Raw genomic sequence first — 23323 nt, forward strand, 5'->3', positions numbered from 1 at the left:
CTACCCGAGGTACGCCGGCGACACCGCGGCCGTGCTGATCCGCCGTGCCCGGCCCGAGCCGTCGGCCGGGAGCTGGTACAGGTCGGCGCCGTAGTCGCCCGGCAGCGCGTACACGAGCGTGTGGGCGTCCCGCCACACCACCTGGTCGTCCACGCTGCGCGACTCGGCGAGCGGGGTCTCCCGCCGCGTCCGCAGGTCGAGCACGTACAGATGCCAGGGAGCGTCCTTCGGCAGCCCCGCGACCCGCTTCTTGTAGGCGATCCGGGTGCCGTCGGGGGACAGCGAGGGGCACTCGACGTTCTCGTGCACGGTGGTGACCGTACGGGCCCGCAGGTCTCCCCGGACCAGGTAGGTGTGGCCCTTCGTCGCCATGGTGGCGTAGAAGGTGCGGTCGTCGGTCGCGAACGTCACGCCCCAGAAGTTCACGTCCGCCGCCCGGTACGGACGCCCGTCCTCGACGATCCCGAAGGACTCCAGGGACGGGATCAGCGCACCGCTGCGGGTGTCCACGATCGCCGCGCGCGTGGAGAAGTTCGTCCCGGCGTACGAGTCACCGCCCACGAACGCCGTCCAGGCGGCGAAGTGCCCGGTGGGGGAGACCCGCGCGCGAGAGGGGATGCCGGGGACGTCGTAGCGGTGCAGGGTGTGCAGACGCGCGTCCAGGATCAGCGCGCGGTAGCTGTCCGAGACCGGGCCGTGCACGGCCTGCAGGCACACCCCGGTGCCCGAAGCGGCGTGGAACCGCAGGCACTTCACCCCGGACGCGGTACGCGGACCGGACGGATCGTCCTCCGGTACGGCCGTCAGCTCGTCCCGGTGCGGACCCCAGGCCATGTTCCGGAACACCATGCGCCCGTGCCCGGTCAGGGTCACCGCGCCCGGCGTGACCCGAGGGCCGCCCGCCTGCGTGTGGTCACGGCGGGCGGCCCGCGCCGAGGCGTGCAGCACGGACGCCAGTCCGACCGCCGCCAGCACGGCGACGGCCGCCACCAGGATCAGGACGCGGGAGCGTACGGTCATGCGGGCACCGTCCCCTTCGGGCGCAGGGTTACAGAGAACGCGGCGCACGCGGCCAGCGCCACCGTCGCCCCGGCGAGCGCCGCCCGGTCGCCCCACACGGTCCAGGCCGCACCGAACAGCAGCGAGCAGGCGAACCGGGCCAGCGCCTGCCCGGTCTGCACGAGGGCCAGCCCCGACGAGCGCAGCGCCTCGGGCACCCCGTCCGAGGCGGCGGCCATCAGCACCCCGTCGGTGGCCGCGTAGAAGGCGCCGTGCAGGGCGAGCACGACGAACGGCAGCCCGGTCCCGTGCCACGAGGAGAGCAGCAGCGCGTACGCCAGCAGCAGTGCCGCGTGCCCGCCCAGGAAGACCGTCCACCGTCCCACCCTGTCCGCGAGCCGGCCGAGCGGCACCGCCAGCAGCAGGAAGGCGGCGGCGGTGCCGAGCGGCAGCAGCGCGAACCACCGGTCGGGCACCCCGAGGCGCCGCTGGAGCAGCAGATACACGAACGAATCACTCACCGTCGCCAGCCCCAGGAGCAGGGCACACACACTCACCCGGCGCAGCTCGCGGCCCCGCAGCAGGCCGACCGCACCGCGCAGGCTCGGCCGCTCGGCCGGTACCGCGCCGCCCCTGCCTCCCGGCACGAACAGCACCAGCACCAGCACACCCAGCACGGCGACACAGAAGCTCACGGTGAACACGGCGTCGTAGCCGTCCACGGTGGCCCGCAGGACCAGGAACGCCACCAGCGGCCCGAACAGCGCCCCGGCCGTGTCCATCGCCCGGTGCACCCCGAAGGCCCTGCCGCGGTTCTCCGGTGTGCTCGACAGGGAGATCAGCGCGTCCCGGGGAGCCGTTCTGAGCCCCTTGCCGGTCCGGTCGGCGGCGAGCACGAGACCGATCGGCGTCAGCGAGTGCGCCACCAGCAGCAGCGGCTTGCACACGGCCGAGACCGCGTAGCCGAATCCGGCGACCCACTTGTGCCGCCCGCCGCCACGGTCGGCGAAGTGCCCGCCGACCAGTCGTACGAGCGCCGAGAAACCGTTGTAGACGCCGTCCAGCAGCCCGAAGCCGAGCGGGGACAGACCGAGCCCGGTGACCAGGTACAACGGCAGCACGGCCGTGACCATCTCGGAGGACACGTCCGTCACCAGGCTGACCGTCCCCAGAGCGAGCACGGTCGGGGCGATCGCGGCACGGCGCCGCCCGGCCACTGGCCGGACGGCACCGTCCGCGGACGCCGACGGGGGTCCCTCCGTGCGAGCGCCGTCGCGCGTGGGGGAACTCGCGCGGCTGTCCGCTACGTACACGTCAGGACGTCCAGATGCCGGTGATGTCGTGCGCGGAGGCCGCGTTGCCCGCGTGCGTGCCCAGGCCCTGGGTGTCCTCCAGGGTGCGCAGCAGGTCGTAGTGGTTGTACGTGGTCGACGAGCTGGACCCGGCGGTCACGGGCTGCCCGTAGAGCACGGTCGGGATCCGGTTGCCGCTCAGCCGGTTGTCCTCGTCGAAGGTGACGACGAGCAGGCTGTTGTGGGTCTTGGCCCAGGTGGCGTACGCCCCCAGGTTGTTCTTCAGCCAGGTGTCACCGGTGGACACCGAGCAGTCGTGCATGTCGCTGCACAAGTTGGGGACCACGTACGACATCTGGGGCAGCGTCGAGTAGTCCGTCGGGAACTGCGCGAAGGTCTTCGCGCTCGAGGTCGGCACGTTGCTGAAGCCGAACCACGGGTTGTGCTTCTGCGCGTACTTGCCGCTGCTGCAGGTCGTCGAGCCCTGGCTGGGCAGCGACTCGTTGTAGCTGGCCCAGCTGCGGCCCGCGGCGATGACCTCGGACGCCAGGTTCGCGGCGGAGGAGAAGCCCGGCGTCACACAGCTGTCGTCCGTGATGCCCTGGGTGGAGCCGGAGAACATCGCGTAGTAGTTCGGCTGGCTCGGGTGGGTCTCGGCGTACGACTGGGTCAGGTTGGCGCCTCCCGACTTCAGGGAGTTGATGTACGGCGCGCTGGAGGAGCCGATGACCTGGCTGTAGGCATGGTTCTCGAAGACCACGACGACCACGTGGTCCGGGCTCGGCACGGCGCCCGCGGCATGCGCGGACTCGCTGCCGAAACCGGTCCACAGCCCGACCGCGGCGGCGGCGAACGCCGCGGTGGACGCCACGACGGTACGGGCACGGCGGAACACGGAACTGCCGGACACATCAACCTCCGAGTGGGGGCGGGACGGGGCTGGCGGTGCGGACAGAGCATGCTCACGCCAACATTCCGCCGGCCCACGCCGGCCAACCTCGCGGGTGAAGACCCGATGAACGACGGGTACTCCCGCCCCCATGGCGAAGATCCTTGTGGGCACCTGCGGCTGGACCGACCGGGGCGACTGGTACCCACCCGGCCACCGCACCCCCGAAGCCCGCCTGCGTCACTACGCGACCCGCTTCCCCCTGGTGGAGGCCGACTCCCCGTACTACGCCCTGCCCGGCGAGCGCACCGTCGACCTCTGGACCCGGCGCACCCCCGTCGGCTTCCGCTTCGACATCAAGGCCTTCTCCCTGCTCACCGGCCACCCCACCCGCCCCGCCGCGCTCCCGCCGGACCTGCGCGCACACCCCCGCGACGAGACGCTCCGCCAGGAGGTCTGGACCCGCTACGCCCGCGCCCTCACCCCCCTGCGCACCTCCGGCCGACTCGGCACCCTCCTCTTCCAGTTCCCGCCGTCCCTGGCACCCGGCCCCACAGCCGAGGCCTTCCTCCGCACGGCACGGGAACGCGCCCGCGACTGGCCGTTCGCCGTGGAGTTCCGCAACCCCGCCTGGTGGCACCCCGACCGGGCCGCCCGTACGACCGCCCTCCTCACCGACCTGGCCGCCACGGCCGTGGCCGTCGACACCCCCCAGGGCTTACCGACCTCCCTGCCTCCCACCACACCCGTCACCACTCCCCATCTCTCCCTGATCCGCTTCCACGGCCGCAGCCCCCACTGGGGCACGGGCACCAAGGAGGACCGCTTCCGCCACACGTACACCACCGCGGAACTGTCCGAATGGCTCCCACGCGTCCGCGCCCTCGCGGCGGCCACGGACGAGGTCCACGTCCTGTTCAACAACTGCTGCGGCGACGCGGCGCCCAGGGCGGCGCAGACGATGCGGGACCTCCTGACCGCGACGCTGCCGCGGCCGCGCACGGCGGGTGGGGGACGGTGCGCCTGCGACGGTCCGTGCGGGTGCACGGACCGGGCCTGTGGCGGCGGGTGCGGGTGTGGGGACGGGGTTCGTGGTGGCGGGTGCGGCTGCGGGGATCGGGTCGGGGGTGGTGGGGGCGGGTGACCGGTCCGGGCCTGTGGCGGTGGGTGCACGGACGAGGCCTGTGGCGGCGGGTGCGGGTGTGGGGACGGGGTTCGTGGTGGCGGGTGCGGGTGCGGCTGCGGGGATCGGGTCGGGGGTGGTGGGGGCGGGTGACCGGGTCCGGGCCTTTGGCGGCGGGTGCACGGACGAGGCCTGCGGCGGTGGGTGCACGGACGAGGCCTGTGGCGGCGGCTGCGGGTGTGGGGACGGGGTTCGTGGTGGCGGGTGCGGCTGCGGGGATCGGGTCGGGGGTGGTGGGGGCGGGTGACCGGTCCGGGCCTGCGGCGGCACGTGCGGGTGCGTGGGCCAGGCCTGCGGCGGCTCCTGCGGCCCCAGTCCGGATAGGCTCTGGCCAGGACAACCTTGATCCGAGGGGAGACCACGGATGACGCCGGGCCGCAGAAGCAGCACCTTCACCCGTCTGCTTCGGCACGGCTTCACGGACCCCTCCGCCGCCGAGCGCCTCCTGGACGGCCCCGAGTTGGCGCCCGTCCGCGACGACCCCGTCCTCCTGGAGGCCCTCGGCGCCACCGCCGACCCCGATCTCGCCCTGCACGGCCTGGTCCGCCTCCTGGAGGCGCAGCCCGCCCCCACCGCCCACCGCGAGCTGCTGGACACCCTCATCGCGGCCAAACCCCTCCGTGACCGCCTCCTCGGCGTCCTGGGCGCCTCCTCCGCCCTGGCCGACCACCTCGCCCGCCACCCCAGCGACTGGCAGGCCCTGGTCACCTACGAGCCCCGGGACCTCCACCCCGGGCTGGAGGAGTTCGAGCGGGGCCTGGCCGAGGCCACCGACCCCGTCTCCCTGCGTGTGGCCTACCGCCGCTGTCTGCTGTCCATCGCCGCCCGTGACGTCTGCGGCACCACGGACGTCGCCGACACCGCCGCCGAGCTGGCCGACCTCGCCACGGCCACGCTCCGCGCGGCCCTCGCCCTGGCGCAGGCCGCCGCCCCGGACGACGCGGCGGCCTGCCGCCTCGCCGTGATCGGGATGGGCAAGTGCGGGGGCCACGAGCTGAACTACGTCTCGGACGTGGACGTGATCTTCGTGGCGGAGGCGGCCGAGGGCACCACCGAGCCCAAGGCCCTCGCCGCCGCCGCCAGGCTCGCCTCGCATCTCATGCGGATCTGTTCCGAGACCACGGTCGAGGGCTCCATCTGGCCGGTGGACGCCAACCTCCGCCCCGAGGGCCGCAACGGCCCCCTGGTCCGCACCCTCTCCTCCCACCTCGCCTACTACCAACGCTGGGCGAAGACCTGGGAGTTCCAGGCCCTGCTCAAGGCCCGCCCGGTGGCCGGCGACGCGGACCTCGGCCAGGCGTACGTCGACGCGCTCGACCCCATGGTCTGGAAGGCGGCCGAACGTGAGAACTTCGTGGCCGACGTCCAGAAGATGCGCCGCCGCGTCGTCGAGAACATCCCCGCGGCCGAGATCGAAAGAGAGCTGAAACTCGGCCCCGGCGGCCTGCGTGACGTCGAATTCGCCGTCCAGCTCCTGCAGTTGGTGCACGGCCGCGCCGACCGGTCCCTCCGCAGCGGCACCACCCTGAAGGCCCTGCAGGCCCTGGCCGCCGGCGGCTACGTGGGCCGTGAGGACGCCGCCCGCCTGGACGAGGCGTACCGCTTCCTGCGCTCCATGGAGCACCGCATCCAGCTCTACCGGCTGCGCCGCACCCACCTCGTCCCCGAGGCGGAGGCGGACCTGCGCCGCCTGGGCCGCTCCCTCGGCCTGCGCACGGATCCGGAGGCCGGACTGCACCGCGAGTGGAAACGGCACACCGGCGTCGTCCGCAGGCTGCACGAGAAGATCTTCTACCGCCCGCTGCTCGACGCCGTGGCACAGCTCGCCCCCGGCGAGGCCCGCCTCAGCGCCGAGGCGGCCCGCGAGCGCCTGGTCGCCCTCGGCTACGCCGACCCGGCGTCGGCCCTGCGCCACCTGGAGGCCCTCGCCTCCGGTGTGACCCGCAAGGCGGCGATCCAGCGCACCCTGCTGCCCGTCCTGCTCGGCTGGTTCGCCGACTCCGCGGACCCCGACGCGGGCCTGCTGAACTTCCGCAAGGTCTCCGACGCGCTCGGCAAGACCCCCTGGTACCTCAGGCTGCTGCGGGACGAGGGCGCGGCGGCCGAGAACCTGGCCCGCGTCCTGTCGGCGGGCCGACTCGCCCCGGACCTCCTCATGCGCGCCCCCGAGGCGGTGGCCCTGCTGGGCGACGGCGACGGCGGCGGTCTCGAGCCCCGCGAGCGCGCCCCCCTCGAGCAGGAGATCCTGGCCGCCGTGGGCCGCGCCGAGAACGCCGAGCAGGGTGTCACCGCGGCCCGCGGCGTGCGCCGCCGCGAGCTGTTCCGCACCGCCGCCGCGGACATCGTCGGCTCCTACGGCACCGAGACCAGCGCGGCCGAGGCCGACCAGGGCGCGCTGGTGGACCGGGTCGGCGCGGCCGTCTCGGACCTGACCGCCGCCACCCTCGCCGGCACCCTGCGCGCGGTCGTCCGCGACGGCTGGGGCGACACCCTGCCGACCCGGTTCGCGATCATAGGGATGGGCCGGTTCGGCGGCCACGAACTGGGCTACGGCTCGGACGCGGACGTCCTCTTCGTGCACGAACCGCAGGACGGCGTGGACGAGCACGAGGCCGCCGCCGCCGCCAACAAGGTCGTCGCCGAGATGCGCCGCCTGCTGCAGCTGCCCAGCGCGGACCCGCCCCTGCTGATCGACGCCGACCTGCGCCCGGAGGGCAAGTCGGGCCCGCTGGTGCGCACCCTGAAGTCGTACGAGGCCTACTACCGCCGCTGGTCGCTGGTCTGGGAGTCGCAGGCGCTGCTGCGGGCGGAGCCGGTCGCCGGGGACGAGGACATCGCGCGCCGCTTCATCGACCTCGTCGAGCCCCTGCGCTACCCGCACAAGGGCCTCACCGAGGACGCCGTCCGCGAGATCCGCCGGCTGAAGGCCCGCATGGAGTCCGAGCGGCTCCCACGGGGCGCCGACCCCAAGCTGCACACCAAGCTCGGGCCCGGCGGCCTGTCCGACGTGGAGTGGACGGTCCAGCTGCTCCAGCTGCGCCACGGCCGGCACCACCCCGGCCTGCGCACCACCCGGACCCGCGAGGCCCTGGCCGCCGCCCGCGAGGCGGGCCTGCTGTCGGCGGAGGACACCGAGACCCTGGACGAGGCCTGGGTGCTCGCGACCCGGGTGCGCAACGCGGTCATGCTGGTCCGCGGCCGGGCCGGGGACACCTTCCCGACCGAGCCCCGCGAGCTGGCCGCCGTCGGCCGCTACCTCGGCTACGGCTCCGGGCACGCCGGGGACATGCTGGACGCGTACCGCCGGACCGCCCGCAGGGCGCGCACGGTGGTGGAGGAGCAGTTCTACGGCGACGGGGCGTGAGCCGGCGCGGGCAGCCGCGCCGGCACCAGCCTCGGCAGCGCGTACGGCAGCGCGCCGTACCAGAGCCGGGCCAGCGAGAAGCCGAAGCCCAGGCAGAGCATGCCGCCCGCGGCGTCCAGCCAGAAGTGGTTGGCCGTGGCAACGATCACCAGGAGGGTCGTCGCCGGATAGAGCAGACCGAGCACGCGCACCCACGGCACCGACGCCAGCGCGAAGATCGTCAGCCCGCACCACAGCGACCAGCCGATGTGCATCGACGGCATCGCCGCGTACTGGTTCGACATGTGCTTCAGATCGCCGGAGGCCATCGAGCCCCACGTGTGGTGCACCGTCACCGTGTCCACGAACTGGCCCCCGCGCATCAACCGAGGGGGCGCGAGTGGAAACAGATAGTAACCGAGCAGGGCTACACCGGTGGTCGCGAACAGCACCAGCCGGGCCGCCGCGTAGCGTCCGGGATGCCACCGGTAGAGCCACACCAGAACGCCGATCGTGATGATGAAGTGCAGTGTGGCGTAGTAGTAGTTCATCCCGATGATCAGCCAATTCGCCGAGTTCACCGTGTGGTTGACCGACTGTTCGACGGCGATGCCCATCCGGTGCTCGAGGGTCCAGATCCAGTCCGCGTTGCGCAGCGCCTTGCCCTTCTGTTCCGGGACGGCGTTGCGGATCAGTGAGTACGTCCAGTAACTCACCGCGATCAGAAGGATCTCGAACCAGAGCCGGGGCCGGCGCGGGCGCCGCAGCCGGCCCGGCAGACCCCCTCTGTTCTCGCCCGTGACGGCCTGCGGAACGGCCACCTCCTCGCGACCTTCCGGCTCTGTCACGGTCGAGTCACTCATAGGCACGCAGTCTGCCAGAAAAGGCTTGCTCGACCGATCATCCCAAGGTTGGGTCCGAGCCGCACCCGCTACGACGCACGGAGGACATTCGGCGCCGAAGCGGTCGATCCACGCACCACCAGTTCCGGCATGAACACGAACTCGCTGTGCGGCGCGGGTGTCCCGCCGATCTCCTCCAGCAGCGTGCGCACCGCGGCCTGGCCCATCGCCGGCACCGGCTTGCGGACCGTGGTCAGCGGCGGATCGGTGAAGGCGATCAGCGGAGAGTCGTCGAAGCCGACCACCGAGACGTCCCGGGGCACCTCCAGACCGCGCTGCCGGGCGGCCCGTATCGCACCCAGGGCCATCATGTCGCTGGCGCACACGACCGCCGTGCAGTCCCGGTCGATCAGCGCCGTGGCCGCCGCCTGACCGCCCTCCAGCGTGTACAGCGAGTGCTGGACCAGCTCCGTCTCGACCGTCTCGGCGCTCAGCCCCAGCTGGTCCTGCATCGCCCGCACGAAGCCCTCGATCTTGCGCTGGACCGGCACGAACCGCTTCGGCCCGAGCGCCAGCCCGATCCGGGTGTGGCCCAGCGACACCAGGTGGGTCACCGCGAGCGTCGTCGCGGCCCGGTCGTCGGGGGAGATGAACGGCGCCTGCACCTTCGGCGAGAAGCCGTCCACCAGTACGAACGGCACACCCTGCGCCTGCAGCCGCTCGTAGCGCTGCATGTCGGCGGTGGTGTCCGCGTGCAGCCCGGAGACGTAGATGATCCCGGCGACCCCGCGGTCCACCAGCATCTCGGTCAGCTCGTCCTCGGTCGACCCGCCCGGCGTCTGGGTGGCGAGCACCGGCGTGTAGCCCTGGCGGGTCAGCGCCTGGCCGATGACCTGGGCCAGGGCCGGGAATATCGGGTTCTCCAGCTCCGGCGTGATCAGGCCCACCAGGCCCTCGCTGCGCTGCCGCAGCCGTACCGGGCGCTCGTAGCCGAGCACGTCGAGCGCGGCGAGCACGGACTGGCGGGTGGTGGCGGCGACGCCCGGCTTCCCGTTGAGGACCCGGCTGACGGTCGCTTCGCTCACCCCCGCCTGCGCAGCGATGTCCGCAAGCCGTGTGGTCACGGCACTGGACTGTACCGGTCGTATGTCGCCTTGCACACCGATGGGACGCCGTGCACGAGCGGCCGGACGGCCCGCCCTGGGTTGCTGCCTCATCGGGCTCCCTCGAATTGGTGGCGGCAAGAGCTTGCAGAGTCTTGCACAAGTGTCGTCGGTGCGTTGAGCGGTAACGACAGGGTAACCATCGTGTTCCCTTGCACTTTTTTTCTGCAAGGTCTTTCGCAACGCTTACATCGCTGTTACGTTCCTGGTCGCCCGGCCGCCGCAACGGCGCTGTCGGCAAGACCGCAGGGACGGCGGACGGGACCGCCCCTGCACAGCGGGCTCAACCCTCAAGGAGAACTCATGCGGCGTGGCATAGCGGCCTCCGCGCTCGTGGCGTCCCTCGCCCTCACGGCGACGGCGTGCGGCGGGAGCGACAGCGACAGCGGTAAGGCGGACGGCCCGGTCACCCTGACCTGGTGGGACACCTCCAACGCCACGAATGAGGCGCCGACGTACAAGGCCCTGGTCCAGCAGTTCGAGGCCGCCAACAAGAACATCAAGGTCAAGTACGTCAACGTCCCCTTCGACCAGGCGCAGAACAAGTTCGACACCGCCGCCGGCTCCAAGGGCGCCCCGGACATCCTGCGCTCCGAGGTCGGCTGGACCCCGGCCTTCGCCAAGAAGGGCTACTTCCTGCCGCTGGACGGCACCGAGGCCCTGGCCGACCAGGCCAAGTTCCAGCCGAACCTGATCAAGCAGGCCCAGTACCAGGGCAAGACCTACGGCGTGCCGCTGGTCACCGACACCCTCGCCCTGGTGTACAACAAGGCCCTGTTCAAGAAGGCCGGCATCACCGAGGCCCCCAAGACGTGGGACGAGCTGAAGGCCGACGCCGCCAAGATCGACTCCAAGGACAAGGTGTACGGCTACTGGGGCTCCACCCAGGCCTACTACGCCCAGACCTTCCTCTACGGCGAGGGCACCGACACCGTCGACGCCGGCGCCAAGAAGATCACCGTCGACTCGGCCGCCGCCAAGAAGGCCTACGGCACCTGGCAGAGCACGTTCTCCGGACAGGGCCTGCACAAGGCCGACACCACCGCCGACGCCTACGCCCACATCCAGGACGCGTTCGTCAACGGCAAGGTCGCCTCGATCATCCAGGGACCCTGGGAGATCACGAACTTCTACAAGGGCAGCGCCTTCAAGGACAAGTCCAACCTCGGCATCGCCACCGTCCCGGCCGGCTCCACCGGCAAGGCGGGCGCCCCGACCGGCGGCCACAACCTCTCGGTCTACGCCGGCTCCGACAAGGCCCACCAGGACGCGGCGCTGAAGTTCGTCAAGTTCATGACCTCGGCGACCTCCCAGGAGACCATCGCCCTGAAGAACTCCACCCTGCCCACCCGCTCCGACGCCTACACCGACAAGGTCAAGGCCGACCCCGGCATCGCCGGCTACCAGGGCGTCCTGAACGCCGCCCAGCCCCGCCCGGCCCTGCCCGAGTACAGCTCGCTGTGGGGTCCGCTCGACACCGAGCTGCCCAAGATCGCGGGCGGCAAGGAGTCGCTGGACAAGGGCCTGAGCAACGCCGAGGTGGCCATCGCCAAGCTGGTGCCCGACTTCAGCAAGTGAGCCCGCGTGGCCGTCGGATCCTCCCTGTACGCGAAGTCCCTGTACAAGAGGGGGGAAGGATCCGGCGGCCACCGCCCTGTGCCCAGCCCAACTCCTGATCTCTTCGAAGGTGTCGAACCATGACAGTCGCCATCGACCGCGCGACCGGCAAGCGCCGCGGTGACCGCGCGCCTCGGCCCGGGCTGGGGCAGCGTCTGAAGAACGGCTACCAGAGGTACTGGTACGCCTACGCGATGATCGCCCCGGTGGTCCTCGTCCTCGCCGTCATCGTGGGCTACCCGCTGGTCCGCGGTGTCTACCTGACCTTCACCGACGCCAACAGCCTCAACTCGGCGCGCACGATCGGCGTCAACCACATCCCGGCCACCTACAAGTTCATCGGGTTCGGCAACTACAAGGACATCCTGTTCGGCCCGCTGTCGTACGACCGGTTCTGGTCGCACTTCCTGTGGACCGTGGTCTGGACGGCCGGCTGTGTGGTCCTGCACTACGTCTTCGGCCTGGGCCTCGCGCTCATGCTCAACGAGAAGCTGCGCGGACGCACCTTCTACCGGCTCCTGCTGGTCGTGCCCTGGGCCGTGCCCACCTTCGTCACGGTCTTCTCCTGGCGGATCATGCTCGCCGACTCCGGTGTGCTGAACCAGGTCCTGCACGCGGTGCACCTGCCGCAGCCGCAGTGGCTGGAGGACACCTTCTGGCAGCGGTTCGCCGCGATCATGGTCAACACCTGGTGCGGTGTGCCGTTCATGATGCTCTCGCTGCTCGGCGGACTGCAGTCCATCGACTCCTCGCTCTACGAGGCGGCCGAGATGGACGGCGCCAGCGCCTGGCAGCGGTTCCGGCACGTCACGCTGCCGGGTCTGCGCTCGGTCAGCTCCACCGTCGTCCTGCTCGGCATCATCTGGACCTTCAACCAGTTCGCCATCATCTTCCTGCTGTTCGGCCCGACCGGCGCCCCCGACGCGCAGATCCTCGTCACCTGGGCCTACTTCCTGGGCTTCGGACAGCAGCCGCGGGACTTCGCGCAGTCCGCCGCGTACGGCGTGCTGCTGCTGTCGGTCCTCACCGTCTTCACCTCCTTCTACTTCCGCTGGCTGAAGCGCAATGACCAGCTCGCCGTCTGACGCCGCAGGAGCCGCCGCCATGAGCACCACGACCCTCGAAAAGACCGAGGCCGGGCCCGCCCCCCTCGCGCGGCCCGCGCGCCGGACCCGCCGGCGCGGCGAGCGCGGCCCGCTCGGCGCCGCCCTGCTGCACGGCGGCCTCACCGTCGCGAGCCTCATCGCGCTCGCCCCGGTGGCCTGGCTGGTCTTCCTCTCGCTCGGCCCCGAGAAGGACGACTACCTGCACCCGGGCAAGATCCTGGGCAAGGCCACCTTCTCGAACTACAGCTTCGTGCTGCAGCACACGGCCTTCTTCGACTGGTTCAAGTCGACGATGATCGTGGCCGGCGGCACCACGCTGATCGGGGTCTTCGTCGCCGCCACCACCGGTTACGCCGTCTCCCGCATGCGCTTTCCCGGCTACAAGCAGCTGATGTGGGTCCTGCTGCTCACCCAGGCCTTCCCGATCGCCATCCTGATCGTGCCGATGTACGAGATCTTCAGCCAGCTGGATCTCATCGACACCTACTGGTCGCTGATCATCATCAACTGCACCACGGCCGTGCCGTACAGCGCCTGGCTGCTCAAGGGGTACTTCGACACCATCCCCTTCGAGATCGACGAGGCCGGGCGCGTGGACGGGCTCAGCCCCTTCGGCACCTTCTTCCGGCTGATCCTGCCGCTGGCCCGCCCGGGCCTGGCCGTGGCCGCCTTCTACAACTTCATCACCGCCGTCGGCGAGGTCGCCTTCGCGACGACCTTCATGCTGGACGACTCGAAGTACACCTTCGCCGTCGGTCTGCAGACCTTCGTCAGCGAGCACGACGCACAGTGGAACTACATGGCCGCCACCGCGGTGCTGATCGCGATACCCGTGTCGGTGTTCTTCTACCTCGTGCAGAAGAACCTCGTCACCGGCCTCACCGCCGGCGGCACGAAGGGCTGACGCCCTCCGCCGAAGAGAGGCTCCCGCGCGCCTGTCCGCGCGGGTAGGCGGCCGCGGTGCCCATCCGACCCCGCTGTCACCGCGGCCGCCTCGCACTCCCCGGCCCGCCGCCGACCCACGCCCACCATGACCCTGTTACGCAACGCATCAAGGACGCCATGAGCCAGCAGCACCCTGCCGCACCGGCCCACCCCACTGCCGTCGCCACCGCCGACCGCCGCCGCGACTGGTGGCGGGACGCGGTCATCTACCAGGTCTATCCGCGCAGCTTCGCCGACAGCAACGGCGACGGCATGGGCGACCTGGAGGGGGTACGTTCCCGCCTGCCCCACCTGCGCGACCTCGGGGTCGACGCCGTGTGGCTCAGCCCCTTCTACGCCTCCCCGCAGGCCGACGCCGGCTACGACGTCGCCGACTACCGCGCCGTCGACCCGATGTTCGGCAACCTGCTCGACGCCGACGCCCTGATCCGCGACGCCCACGCCCAGGGCCTGCGCATCATCGTGGACCTGGTCCCCAACCACTCCTCCGACCAGCACGAGTGGTTCAAGCGCGCCCTCGCCGAGGGCCCCGGCTCCCCGCTGCGGGAGCGCTACCACTTCCGCCCCGGCAAGGGGAAGAACGGCGAACTCCCGCCCAACGACTGGGAGTCCATCTTCGGCGGCCCGGCCTGGACCCGGGTGACCGAGCCGGACGGCACCCCCGGCGAGTGGTACCTGCACCTCTTCGCCCCCGAGCAGCCCGACTTCAACTGGGAGCACCCGGCGGTCGGCGACGAGTTCCGCTCCATCCTGCGCTTCTGGCTGGACATGGGCGTCGACGGCTTCCGCATCGACGTCGCCCACGGCCTGGTCAAGGCGGCGGGCCTGCCGGACCTCGGCGCCCACGACCAGCTCAAACTGCTGGGCAACGATGTCATGCCGTTCTTCGACCAGGACGGCGTGCACGAGATCTACCGCCAGTGGCGGCTGATCCTCGACGAGTACTCCGGCGAGCGCATCTTCGTCGCCGAGGCCTGGACCCCGACCGTCGAGCGCACCGCCAACTACGTCCGCCCCGACGAACTGCACCAGGCCTTCAACTTCCAGTATCTCGGCACCGAGTGGGACGCGGAGGAGCTGCGCACGGTCATCGACCGCACGCTGGAGGCCATGCGCCCGGTCGGCGCCCCCGCCACCTGGGTCCTGTCCAACCACGACGTCACCCGGCACGCCACCCGCTTCGCCAACCCGCCCGGCCTCGGCACCCAGATCCGCACGGCCGGCGACCGCGACCTGGGCCTTCGCCGCGCCCGCGCGGCCACCCTCCTCATGCTCGCGCTGCCCGGCTCGGCCTACATCTACCAGGGCGAGGAGCTGGGCCTGCCGGACGTCGTGGACCTCCCCGACGAGGTGCGCCAGGACCCGGCGTACTTCCGCGGCGCAGGCCAGGACGGCTTCCGCGACGGCTGCCGGGTCCCGATCCCCTGGGCCCGTACGGGGCCGTCGTACGGCTTCGGCAGCGGCGGCAGCTGGCTGCCCCAGCCTCCGACCTGGGCCGAGCTGAGCGTGGAGGCGCAGACCGGTGTGCCGGGCTCGACGCTGGAGCTGTACCGGGCCGCGCTGCGCCTGCGCCGGTCGCAGCCCGACCTGGGCGCGGGCGACGCGGTGGAGTGGCTGCGCGCCCCCGAGGGCGTGCTGGCCTTCCGGCGCGGGGAGTTCGTGTGCGTCGCGAACACCACGGGGGAGTCGGTGACGTCCCCGGCGTACGGCCGGGTGCTGCTCGCCAGCGATGAGGTGACCGAGGCCGACGGTGAGGCCAAGGTGCCCGCCGACACGACGGTCTGGTTCGCCACCGTCTGACGAACCGTCGACAAGTTCTTGCATCAACTTCACAACGGCCCGCTGTCTTTCGGACAGCGGGCCTTTAACATCTGCGTCACCGCAAGTTTGCTGAAACATTTCAGCAAGCGCCTTCAAGGACGAAGGAACCCCCACATGGCACGCAGATTCCTCCCCGCGGTGTGCGCCCTCGCCGCCGCCCTCTCGGTTGGCATGTACCCGACTGCGGCCGAGGCCTCCCCGCCCGGCACCAAGGACGTCACCGCCGTCCTCTTCGAGTGGAAGTACGCCTCGGTGGCCAAGGAGTGCACCACCACCCTGGGCCCCGCCGGCTACGGCTACGTGCAGGTCTCCCCGCCGGCCGAGCACATACAGGGCTCGCAGTGGTGGACGTCGTACCAGCCGGTGTCGTACAAGATCGCGGGCCGGCTCGGCGACCGCACCGCCTTCAAGAACATGATCGACACCTGTCACGCGGCCGGCCTGAAGGTCGTGGTCGACACCGTCGTCAACCACATGTCGGCGGGCAGCGGCACCGGCACGGGCGGCTCGTCGTACACGAAGTACGACTACCCGGGCCTGTACTCGGTCTACGACTTCGACGACTGCACCTCCCAGGTCACCAACTACCAGGACCGCTGGAACGTCCAGCACTGCGAACTCGTCGGCCTGGCCGACCTGGACACCGGCGAGGAGTACGTCCGCAGGACCGTCGCCGGCTACATGAACGACCTGCTGTCCCTCGGCGCCGACGGCTTCCGCATCGACGCGGCCAAGCACATCCCCGCCGAGGATCTGGCGAACATCAAGTCCCGCCTGTCCAACCCGTCCGTCTACTGGAAGCAGGAGGTCATCTACGGCGCGAACGAGGCCGTGCAGCCCTCCGAGTACACCGGCAACGGGGACGTCCAGGAGTTCCGCTACGCCTACGACCTCAAGCGGGTCTTCAACAACGAGAAGCTGGCCTACCTGAACAACTTCGGCGAGGGCTGGGGCTATCTGAGCAGCTCCGTGGCCGGTGTGTTCGTCGACAACCACGACACCGAGCGCAACGGCTCCACCCTCAACTACAAGGACGGCGCCAACTACACGCTGGCCAACGTCTTCATGCTCGCCTGGCCCTACGGCGCCCCCGACATCAACTCCGGCTACGAGTGGTCCGACGCGGACGCCGGCCCGCCTGACGGCGGCACGGTCGACGCCTGCTGGCAGGACGGCTGGAAGTGCCAGCACGCCTGGCCGGAGATCAAGTCGATGGTCGCCTTCCGCAACGCCACCCGCGGCCAGTCGGTCACCGACTGGTGGGACGACGGCAACAACGCGATCGCCTTCGGCCGGGGCGGCAAGGGGTACGTGGCGATCAACCACGAGAGCGGCAGCCTGACCCGCACCTACCAGACGTCCCTGCCCGCCGGGACGTACTGCAACGTGCAGAACAGCACGACGGTGACGGTGAACTCCGGTGGGCAGTTCACCGCCACGCTCGGCTCGAACACCGCGCTGGCGATCTACGCCGGCAAGCCGGCCTGCTGAACCGGCCGCCGGCCCGCACCGCTGCCCCACGGCGGTGCGGGCCGAACCGGTTGTAAATCCTTACCGATGGTTTCAGGACTCTTGCTGCAACCCTTTCGACGACGGTACGGTCGCGCGGGGTCGGACCCAAGAGAGCCGCATGCGCTAGGAGTTACCGCCTGTGATACCGAGAGCGAGACGGGCCGCGGCCGTCACCGCCACAGCCCTCGCCGCCGCACTGATCCAGCCACTGGCCGCCCACGCGGCCGCCCCGCCCGCGCCCCCCTCGGACGCGGCGCTCGCCGCCCAGCCCGCCCGGCGCGACGACACCCGCGAGCAGTTCTACTTCGTCATGCCGGATCGTTTCGCCAACGGGGACACGTCCAACGACGAGGGCGGCCTGACCGGATCCCGGCTCAGCACCGGCTACGACCCCACCGACAAGGGCTTCTACCAGGGCGGCGACCTCAAGGGCCTGACGAAGCGGCTGAACTACATCAAGGGACTCGGCACGACCGCCATCTGGATGGCGCCGATCTTCAAGAACCGCCCGGTGCAGGGCACGGGCACCAACGCCTCCGCCGGCTACCACGGCTACTGGATCACCGACTTCACCCAGGTCGACCCGCACTTCGGCACCAACCAGGACCTGAAGAACCTCATCTCCAAGGCGCACGCCAAGGGCATGAAGGTCTTCTTCGACGTCATCACCAACCACACCGCGGACGTCGTGGACCACAAGGAGAAGTCCTCCGACTACCTCTCCAAGGGTGCCTTCCCCTACCTGACCGAGGACGGCAGGCCCTTCGACGACGCCGACTACGCGGACGGCGGCAGGAAGTTCCCGGCCGTCTCCGGCTCCTCCTTCCCGTACACCCCCCGGGTCACGAGCGACAGCAAGGTCCCGGCGTGGCTCGACGACCCGACGATGTACCACAACCGGGGCGACTCCACCTTCGCCGGCGAGTCCGCCACGTACGGCGACTTCTCCGGCCTGGACGACCTGTGGACCGAGCGTCCCGAGGTCGTGCACGGCATGGAGAAGATCTACCAGCGGTGGGTGAAGGACTTCGCCGTCGACGGCTTCAGGATCGACACCGTCAAGCACGTCGACATGCCGTTCTGGACCCAGTGGGCCACGGCCCTGGACAAGTACGCGGCGGCGCGCGGCCGGAAGAACTTCTTCATGTTCGGCGAGGTCTACTCCGCCGACACCTCCGTCACCTCGCCGTACGTCACCCAGGGCCGCCTCGACGCCACCCTCGACTTCCCCTTCCAGGACGCGGCCCGCTCCTACGCCTCCCAGGGCGGCAGCGCACAGAAGCTGGCGAGCGTCTTCGGTGACGACTGGAAGTACACGACCGACAAGGCCAACGCGTACGAGCAGGTCACCTTCCTCGGCAACCACGACATGGGCCGCATCGGGTACTTCCTGAAGCAGGACAACCCGAAGGCGACCGACGCCGAGATCCTGAAGAAGGACGAACTGGCCAACGAGCTGATGTTCCTCAGCCGCGGCAACCCGGTCGTCTACTACGGCGACGAGCAGGGCTTCACCGGCTCCGGCGGCGACAAGGACGCCCGCCAGACCATGTTCTCCTCCAAGGTCGCCGACTACCTGGACGACGACGAGATCGGCACCGACCGCACCCACGCGAGCGACTCCTACGACACGAGCGGCCCGCTCTACCGGCAGATCGCCGCGCTCGCCGAGCTCCGCAGGGCCAACCCGGCTCTGACCGACGGCGTCCAGACCGAGCGGTACGCGGCCGACGGCGCCGGGATCTACGCCTTCACCCGTACCGACGCGGCGACCGGCCAGGAGTACGTGGTCGCCCTCAACAACGCGGGCGACGCGAAGACGGCCACCTTCACGACCGGCTCGGCCGGCATGTCGTACCGGGGGATCCACGGCGCCGAGGACTCCCTGAAGTCCGGCTCCGACCGCAAGCTCACCGTCACCGTCCCGGCCGGCTCCGCCGTCGTCTACAAGGCCGCCGGCACCCTCGCCCGGCCCGCCGGCGCGCCGGCCGTCACCCTGACCGCCCCGGCCGCCGGAGCCACCGGGACCGTGGACATCACCGCCGGGGTCGACGGCGGACAGCTGAACCGGGTCGTCTTCGCCGCGCAGGTCGGGAACGCCAAGTGGCGGGTCCTCGGCTCCGCCGACCACGCCCCGTACAAGGTCACCCAGACCATCGGCAAGGACGTGCCCGCCGGCACCGCCCTGCGCTACAAGGCCGTCGTCGTCGACACGGCCGGGCACACCGCGAGCGCCACCGCGAGCAGCACCACCGGCACCCCGCCCGCGCCCGAGCCGCCCACGGCCTCCTCCCGGGACTACGCGGTCGTCCACTACAAGCGCACGGACGGCGACTACGCCGACTGGGGCCTGTACGCCTGGGGCGACATCGCCGACGGCGAGGCCACGAACTGGCCGGCCAGCCACCCGTTCGCCGGCCGGGACGCCTACGGCGCCTTCGCCTACGTCAAGCTCAAGCCCGGCGCCTCGAACGTGGGCTTCCTGGTCATCGACAAGGACGGGAACAAGGACGTCTCCGCCGACCGGACGATCGACGTCACCAAGTCGGGTGAGGTCTGGATCGAGCAGGGGAAGACGGACGTCCTGACGCAGAAGCCCGGCTATCCGGCGCAGGACAAGGCCAAGGCGGTCATCCACTACCACCGTGCCGACGGGAACTACGACGGCTGGGGCCTGCACGTCTGGACGGGTGCCGCGAACCCCACCGACTGGTCGAACCCGCTGAAGCCGGTGAAGACTGATGCCTATGGCGCGGTCTTCGAGGTGCCGCTCACCGAGGGTGCCGGCAGCCTCAGCTACATCATCCACAAGGGCGACGAGAAGGACCTCGCCGCCGACCAGTCCCTGGACCTCAAGGCCGACGGCTACGAGGTGTGGCTGTTGAACGGCCAGGAGAAGTACCTGCTGCCGCAGCCCGCGGGCAACGCCGCCGCGGTCGACCTGACGACCTCCAAGGCGATCTGGATCGACCGGGACACCGTCGCCTGGAACGGCGCCGACGGTGCCGCCTCCACCCAGCTGCTGTACAGCCACGACGGCTCCATCGCCGCCGAGGACGGGGCACTCACCAGCGACGACGAGCGCTGGCTGCGGCTGGAGAAGACCACGCTGACCGACGCCCAGAAGACGAAGTTCCCGCACCTGAAGGACTACACCGCCTGGTCGGTGGACCCGCGCGACCGGGACCGGGTGCGCGAGGCGCTGAAGGGTCAGCTCGTGGCCTCGCAGCGGGCCGCGAACGGAGCCGTGCTGGCCGCGACCGGCGTGCAGATCGCGGGCGCGCTGGACGACCTGTACCCGGGCGCGACCAGGGCGAAGCTCGGTCCCGTCTTCCACGACGGGAAGCCCACGCTCTCCGTCTGGGCGCCGACCGCGCAGAGTGTCTCCCTGGAGCTGGACGGCTCGCTCAAGGCCATGCACCGCGACCCCGCGACCGGCGTCTGGTCCGTCACCGGACCCGCCTCCTGGAAGGGCAAGCCCTACCGGTACGTCGTGAAGGTGTGGGCGCCCAGCGTCCGCAGGACGGTCACCAACAAGGTCACCGACCCCTACTCGGTCGCCCTCACCGCGGACTCCGCGCGCAGCCTCGTCGTCGACCTGGACGACAGGTCCCTGGCGCCGAGCGGCTGGGCGGGGCTGCGCAAGCCCAAGGCCGTACCGCTGAAGGACGCGCAGATCCAGGAACTCCACGTCCGGGACTTCTCGGTGGCCGACACGACCGCCCCGGCGAAGGACCGGGGCACCTACCTGGCCTTCACCGACAAGAACAGCGACGGCTCGGCCCACCTGCGGCAACTGGCGAAGTCCGGCACGTCCTACGTCCACCTCCTGCCCGCCTTCGACTTCGCCACCGTGCCGGAGAAGAAGGCCGACCAGGCGAGCCCCGACTGCGACCTCGCCTCCTACGCGGCCGACTCCGACAAGCAGCAGGAGTGCGTGGCGAAGACCGCCGCGAAGGACGCCTTCAACTGGGGCTACGACCCCTACCATTACACCGTTCCCGAGGGCTCGTACGCCACCGACCCGGACGGCACCGCGCGTACGGTGCAGTTCCGCAAGATGGTCCAGGCGCTCAACCAGGACGGTCTGCGGGTCGTCATGGACGTCGTCTACAACCACACGGCGGCCAGTGGCCAGGCGGACACCTCCGTGCTCGACAGAATCGTGCCCGGCTACTACCAGCGGCTGCTGGCCGACGGCTCGGTGGCCGACAGCACCTGCTGTTCCAACACCGCCACCGAGAACGCGATGATGGGCAAGCTGGTCGTCGACTCGATCGTCACCTGGGCCAAGGAGTACAAGGTCGACGGGTTCCGCTTCGACCTCATGGGGCACCACCCGAAGGCCAACATCCTCGCGGTCCGCAAGGCCCTCGACGCGCTGACCCCCGAGAAGGACGGCGTCGACGGCAAGAAGATCATCCTGTACGGGGAGGGCTGGAACTTCGGGGAGGTCGCGAACGACGCCCGGTTCGTGCAGGCCACCCAGGCGAACATGGCCGGTACCGGCATCGCCACCTTCTCCGACCGCGCCCGTGACGCGGTGCGCGGCGGCAGCCCCTTCGACTCCGACCCCGGCGTCCAGGGCTTCGCGTCCGGCCTCTACACCGACCCCAACTCCTCCACCGCCAACGGCTCGAAGGAGGAGCAGAAGGCGCGGCTGCTGCACTACCAGGACCTGATCAAGGTCGGTCTGAGCGGCAACCTCGCCAAGTACCGCTTCACCGACGCCGACGGCAAGGAGGTCACCGGCGCCGAGATCGACTACAACGGCTCGCCCGCCGGCTACGCGGACGCACCCGGCGACGCCCTCGCCTACGTGGACGCGCACGACAACGAGTCCCTCTTCGACGCGCTGGCCTACAAGCTGCCGAAGGACACCCCGGCCGCCGACCGGGCCCGGATGCAGGTCCTGGCGATGGCCACGGCGGCCCTCTCGCAGGGGCCGGCCCTCTCCCAGGCGGGCACCGACCTGCTGCGCTCGAAGTCCCTGGACCGCAACTCCTTCGACAGCGGGGACTGGTTCAACGCCATCCACTGGAACTGCGCCGACGGCAACGGCTTCGGGCGCGGGCTGCCCATGGCCGCCGACAACCGGTCCAAGTGGGAGTACGCCGAGCCGCTGCTGACCTCGGTCAAGGTGGGGTGCACGCAGATCACCGGCGCCTCGGCCGCCTACCAGGACCTGCTGAAGATCCGTACGACCGAGCAGGCGTTCTCGCTCGGCACGGCCGCGCAGGTGCAGGACCGGCTGTCCTTCCCGCTGTCGGGCAAGGACGAGACGCCCGGGGTGATCACGATGAAGCTGGGCGATCTGGTCGTCGTCTTCAACGCCACCCCGCAGCGGCAGGAGCAGAAGATCGCCGACCTGGCCGGCGCGCACTACCGGCTGCACCCGGTGCAGGCCTCCGGCGCCGACGCGGTGGTGAAGACCTCCTCCTACGCGGCCGGATCGGGCACCTTCACCGTCCCGGCGCGGACGGTGGCGGTGTTCACCCGGGCGGGGAAGTAGGGTCTGGGCGTCGTCGTAGAACAGGAGTGCCCATGCCGCAGATCACCGTCGACTACTCGTCCCCGGCCGAGGACCGCTTCGACCTGGACGGCTTCGCGCGGGCGCTGCACGAGGCGACCGTCGAGATCGCCGGGGCGAGGCCCGAGGCGTGCAAGACGCTGTTCCGGTACAGCGACTGGCGCGCGTTCGGATACGAGGACCCGGAGAAGCACGCGATCTTCCACGTGACCTTCGGGCTCCTCGCCGGACGCACCGACGAGACGAAGGCGAGACTGACGGAGACGGCGCTCGAACTGCTGCGCACGTACGTGCCGCCGGAGGACGGCGTCACCCTGCACGCCTCCGCCGAGGTCCGCGACCTCGACCCCTCCTACCGCAAGTACGAGGGCTAGGAAGGACGGGGGTCAGGACCCCAGGGTGACCAGCCGGCCGACGAGCTCCGCGAAGGGGCCGTCGGCCGGCTCGTCCTTGACCATGGTGCGCAGCAGGTCGGCCATGTCCGTGTCGTAGGCGGCGCTGACCGCGGCCAGCGCGGCGAAGTCGTGCACGAGCTGCAGCTGCAGCTCGGCGCGCGGGACCCGGCGGCCGTCCAGCCAGAGCAGAGCGGTGGACTCGGCGAGCGAGATCCAGGAGCGGACGACCAGTTCCAGGCGCGGGGACGCCTCCGTGACGCCCAGATGCGACAGCATCTGGTCATAGGCGGCCTGCCGCACGGAGTCGATGAGCGCGTTCGTCGTCGAGGAACCGACGGCGGGACCACCGCGCATCAGCGCCGAGAAGCCGGGGCCGTGCTCGTCCACGAAGTCGAAGTAGCGGCCCATCACCCGCAGCAGCCGGGTGCCGAGCGGACCCTCGTGCGGCTCGGCGAACCGGTCCGCCAGATCCTGCGCGGCACGCTTCAACGCGGCCTCGTACAGGCTGAGTTTGCCGGGGAAATAGTGGTAGACGAGCGGGCGTGAGATGCCCGCCGCCGACGCTATCTCGTCGATGGAGACCTCGTCGGGCGAGCGTCGGCTGAACAGGTCGAGGGCGACGCCGATCAGCTGCTGCCGCCGCTCCTCGACGCCCATCCTGCGGCGAACCCCGGTACTCATGCGAA

At 70.8% G+C, this 23323-nt stretch carries 15 protein-coding genes; 9 read left to right on the forward strand and 6 right to left on the reverse strand.

Annotation, left to right across the window (positions count from 1 at the left end; genetic code table 11):
• From ACIHEJ_RS11940 to ACIHEJ_RS11950, 3 genes are read right to left on the reverse strand one after another with little or no spacing between them, the layout of a single operon-like run.
• Complete coding sequence (locus ACIHEJ_RS11940; RefSeq protein ID WP_400134435.1) at positions 1-1020, reverse strand: TolB family protein; 1020 nt, start codon at positions 1018-1020, stop codon at positions 1-3.
• Positions 1017-2312, reverse strand: coding sequence for an MFS transporter (locus ACIHEJ_RS11945; RefSeq protein WP_400134437.1), 1296 nt, complete (start codon positions 2310-2312; stop codon positions 1017-1019). The genes ACIHEJ_RS11940 and ACIHEJ_RS11945 overlap by 4 nt, the downstream gene beginning before the upstream one ends.
• Before the next feature lies 1 nt (position 2313).
• Positions 2314-3201, reverse strand: coding sequence for an alkaline phosphatase family protein (locus tag ACIHEJ_RS11950; protein ID WP_400134438.1), 888 nt, complete (start codon positions 3199-3201; stop codon positions 2314-2316).
• Positions 3202-3331: 130 nt separating this feature from the next.
• Here ACIHEJ_RS11950 and ACIHEJ_RS11955 point away from each other — a divergent pair, with 130 nt between their 5' ends.
• Entirely contained in the window at positions 3332-4324 is a 993-nt protein-coding gene (locus ACIHEJ_RS11955) for a DUF72 domain-containing protein (RefSeq protein WP_400134439.1), read from the forward strand.
• Between the two features lie 403 nt (positions 4325-4727).
• On the forward strand, positions 4728-7727 hold the full coding sequence (locus ACIHEJ_RS11960) for a bifunctional [glutamine synthetase] adenylyltransferase/[glutamine synthetase]-adenylyl-L-tyrosine phosphorylase (protein ID WP_400134441.1): 3000 nt from the start codon (positions 4728-4730) through the stop codon (positions 7725-7727).
• Here ACIHEJ_RS11960 and ACIHEJ_RS11965 read toward each other — a convergent pair.
• Positions 7709-8569, reverse strand: coding sequence for a phosphatase PAP2 family protein (locus ACIHEJ_RS11965; protein WP_400134442.1), 861 nt, complete (start codon positions 8567-8569; stop codon positions 7709-7711). The two genes, ACIHEJ_RS11960 and ACIHEJ_RS11965, sit on opposite strands and share 19 nt — an antisense overlap.
• Positions 8570-8637: 68 nt before the next feature.
• On the reverse strand, positions 8638-9672 hold the full coding sequence (locus ACIHEJ_RS11970) for a LacI family DNA-binding transcriptional regulator (RefSeq protein ID WP_400134444.1): 1035 nt from the start codon (positions 9670-9672) through the stop codon (positions 8638-8640).
• Positions 9673-10014: 342 nt separating this feature from the next.
• On the opposite strand from ACIHEJ_RS11970, the gene ACIHEJ_RS11975 reads away from it, so the two are divergent.
• From ACIHEJ_RS11975 to ACIHEJ_RS12005, 7 genes are all read left to right on the forward strand, one after another.
• The gene (locus ACIHEJ_RS11975) at positions 10015-11289 is read left to right on the forward strand and encodes an extracellular solute-binding protein (RefSeq protein WP_400134446.1); all 1275 of its coding nucleotides are present in this window, start codon (positions 10015-10017) and stop codon (positions 11287-11289) included.
• A 119-nt stretch (positions 11290-11408) separates the two neighbouring features.
• Entirely contained in the window at positions 11409-12413 is a 1005-nt protein-coding gene (locus tag ACIHEJ_RS11980) for a carbohydrate ABC transporter permease (protein WP_400134449.1), read from the forward strand.
• Positions 12414-12432: 19 nt separating this feature from the next.
• Positions 12433-13338 carry a sugar ABC transporter permease gene (locus ACIHEJ_RS11985; RefSeq protein WP_400134451.1) on the forward strand — a complete coding sequence of 302 codons (906 nt, stop codon included), beginning with the start codon at positions 12433-12435 and terminating at the stop codon, positions 13336-13338.
• Between the two features lie 158 nt (positions 13339-13496).
• The gene (locus ACIHEJ_RS11990) at positions 13497-15179 is read left to right on the forward strand and encodes a glycoside hydrolase family 13 protein (protein ID WP_400134453.1); all 1683 of its coding nucleotides are present in this window, start codon (positions 13497-13499) and stop codon (positions 15177-15179) included.
• A gap of 135 nt (positions 15180-15314) precedes the next feature.
• Entirely contained in the window at positions 15315-16691 is a 1377-nt protein-coding gene (locus ACIHEJ_RS11995; protein ID WP_400134456.1) for an alpha-amylase family protein, read from the forward strand.
• 160 nt (positions 16692-16851) lie between these two features.
• Positions 16852-22224, forward strand: a complete 5373-nt coding sequence (gene pulA / locus ACIHEJ_RS12000) for a pullulanase-type alpha-1,6-glucosidase (RefSeq protein ID WP_400134458.1) — start codon at positions 16852-16854, stop codon at positions 22222-22224.
• A 32-nt stretch (positions 22225-22256) separates the two neighbouring features.
• On the forward strand, positions 22257-22616 hold the full coding sequence (locus ACIHEJ_RS12005) for a 5-carboxymethyl-2-hydroxymuconate Delta-isomerase (RefSeq protein ID WP_400134460.1): 360 nt from the start codon (positions 22257-22259) through the stop codon (positions 22614-22616).
• 12 nt (positions 22617-22628) lie between these two features.
• Here the strand turns inward: ACIHEJ_RS12005 and ACIHEJ_RS12010 are convergent, their stop codons facing one another.
• Positions 22629-23318 carry a TetR/AcrR family transcriptional regulator gene (locus ACIHEJ_RS12010; RefSeq protein WP_400134462.1) on the reverse strand — a complete coding sequence of 230 codons (690 nt, stop codon included), beginning with the start codon at positions 23316-23318 and terminating at the stop codon, positions 22629-22631.
• Positions 23319-23323: the final 5 nt, after the last annotated feature.

Source organism: Streptomyces sp. NPDC052301 (assembly GCF_044593395.1).
Taxonomy (GTDB): domain Bacteria; phylum Actinomycetota; class Actinomycetes; order Streptomycetales; family Streptomycetaceae; genus Streptomyces.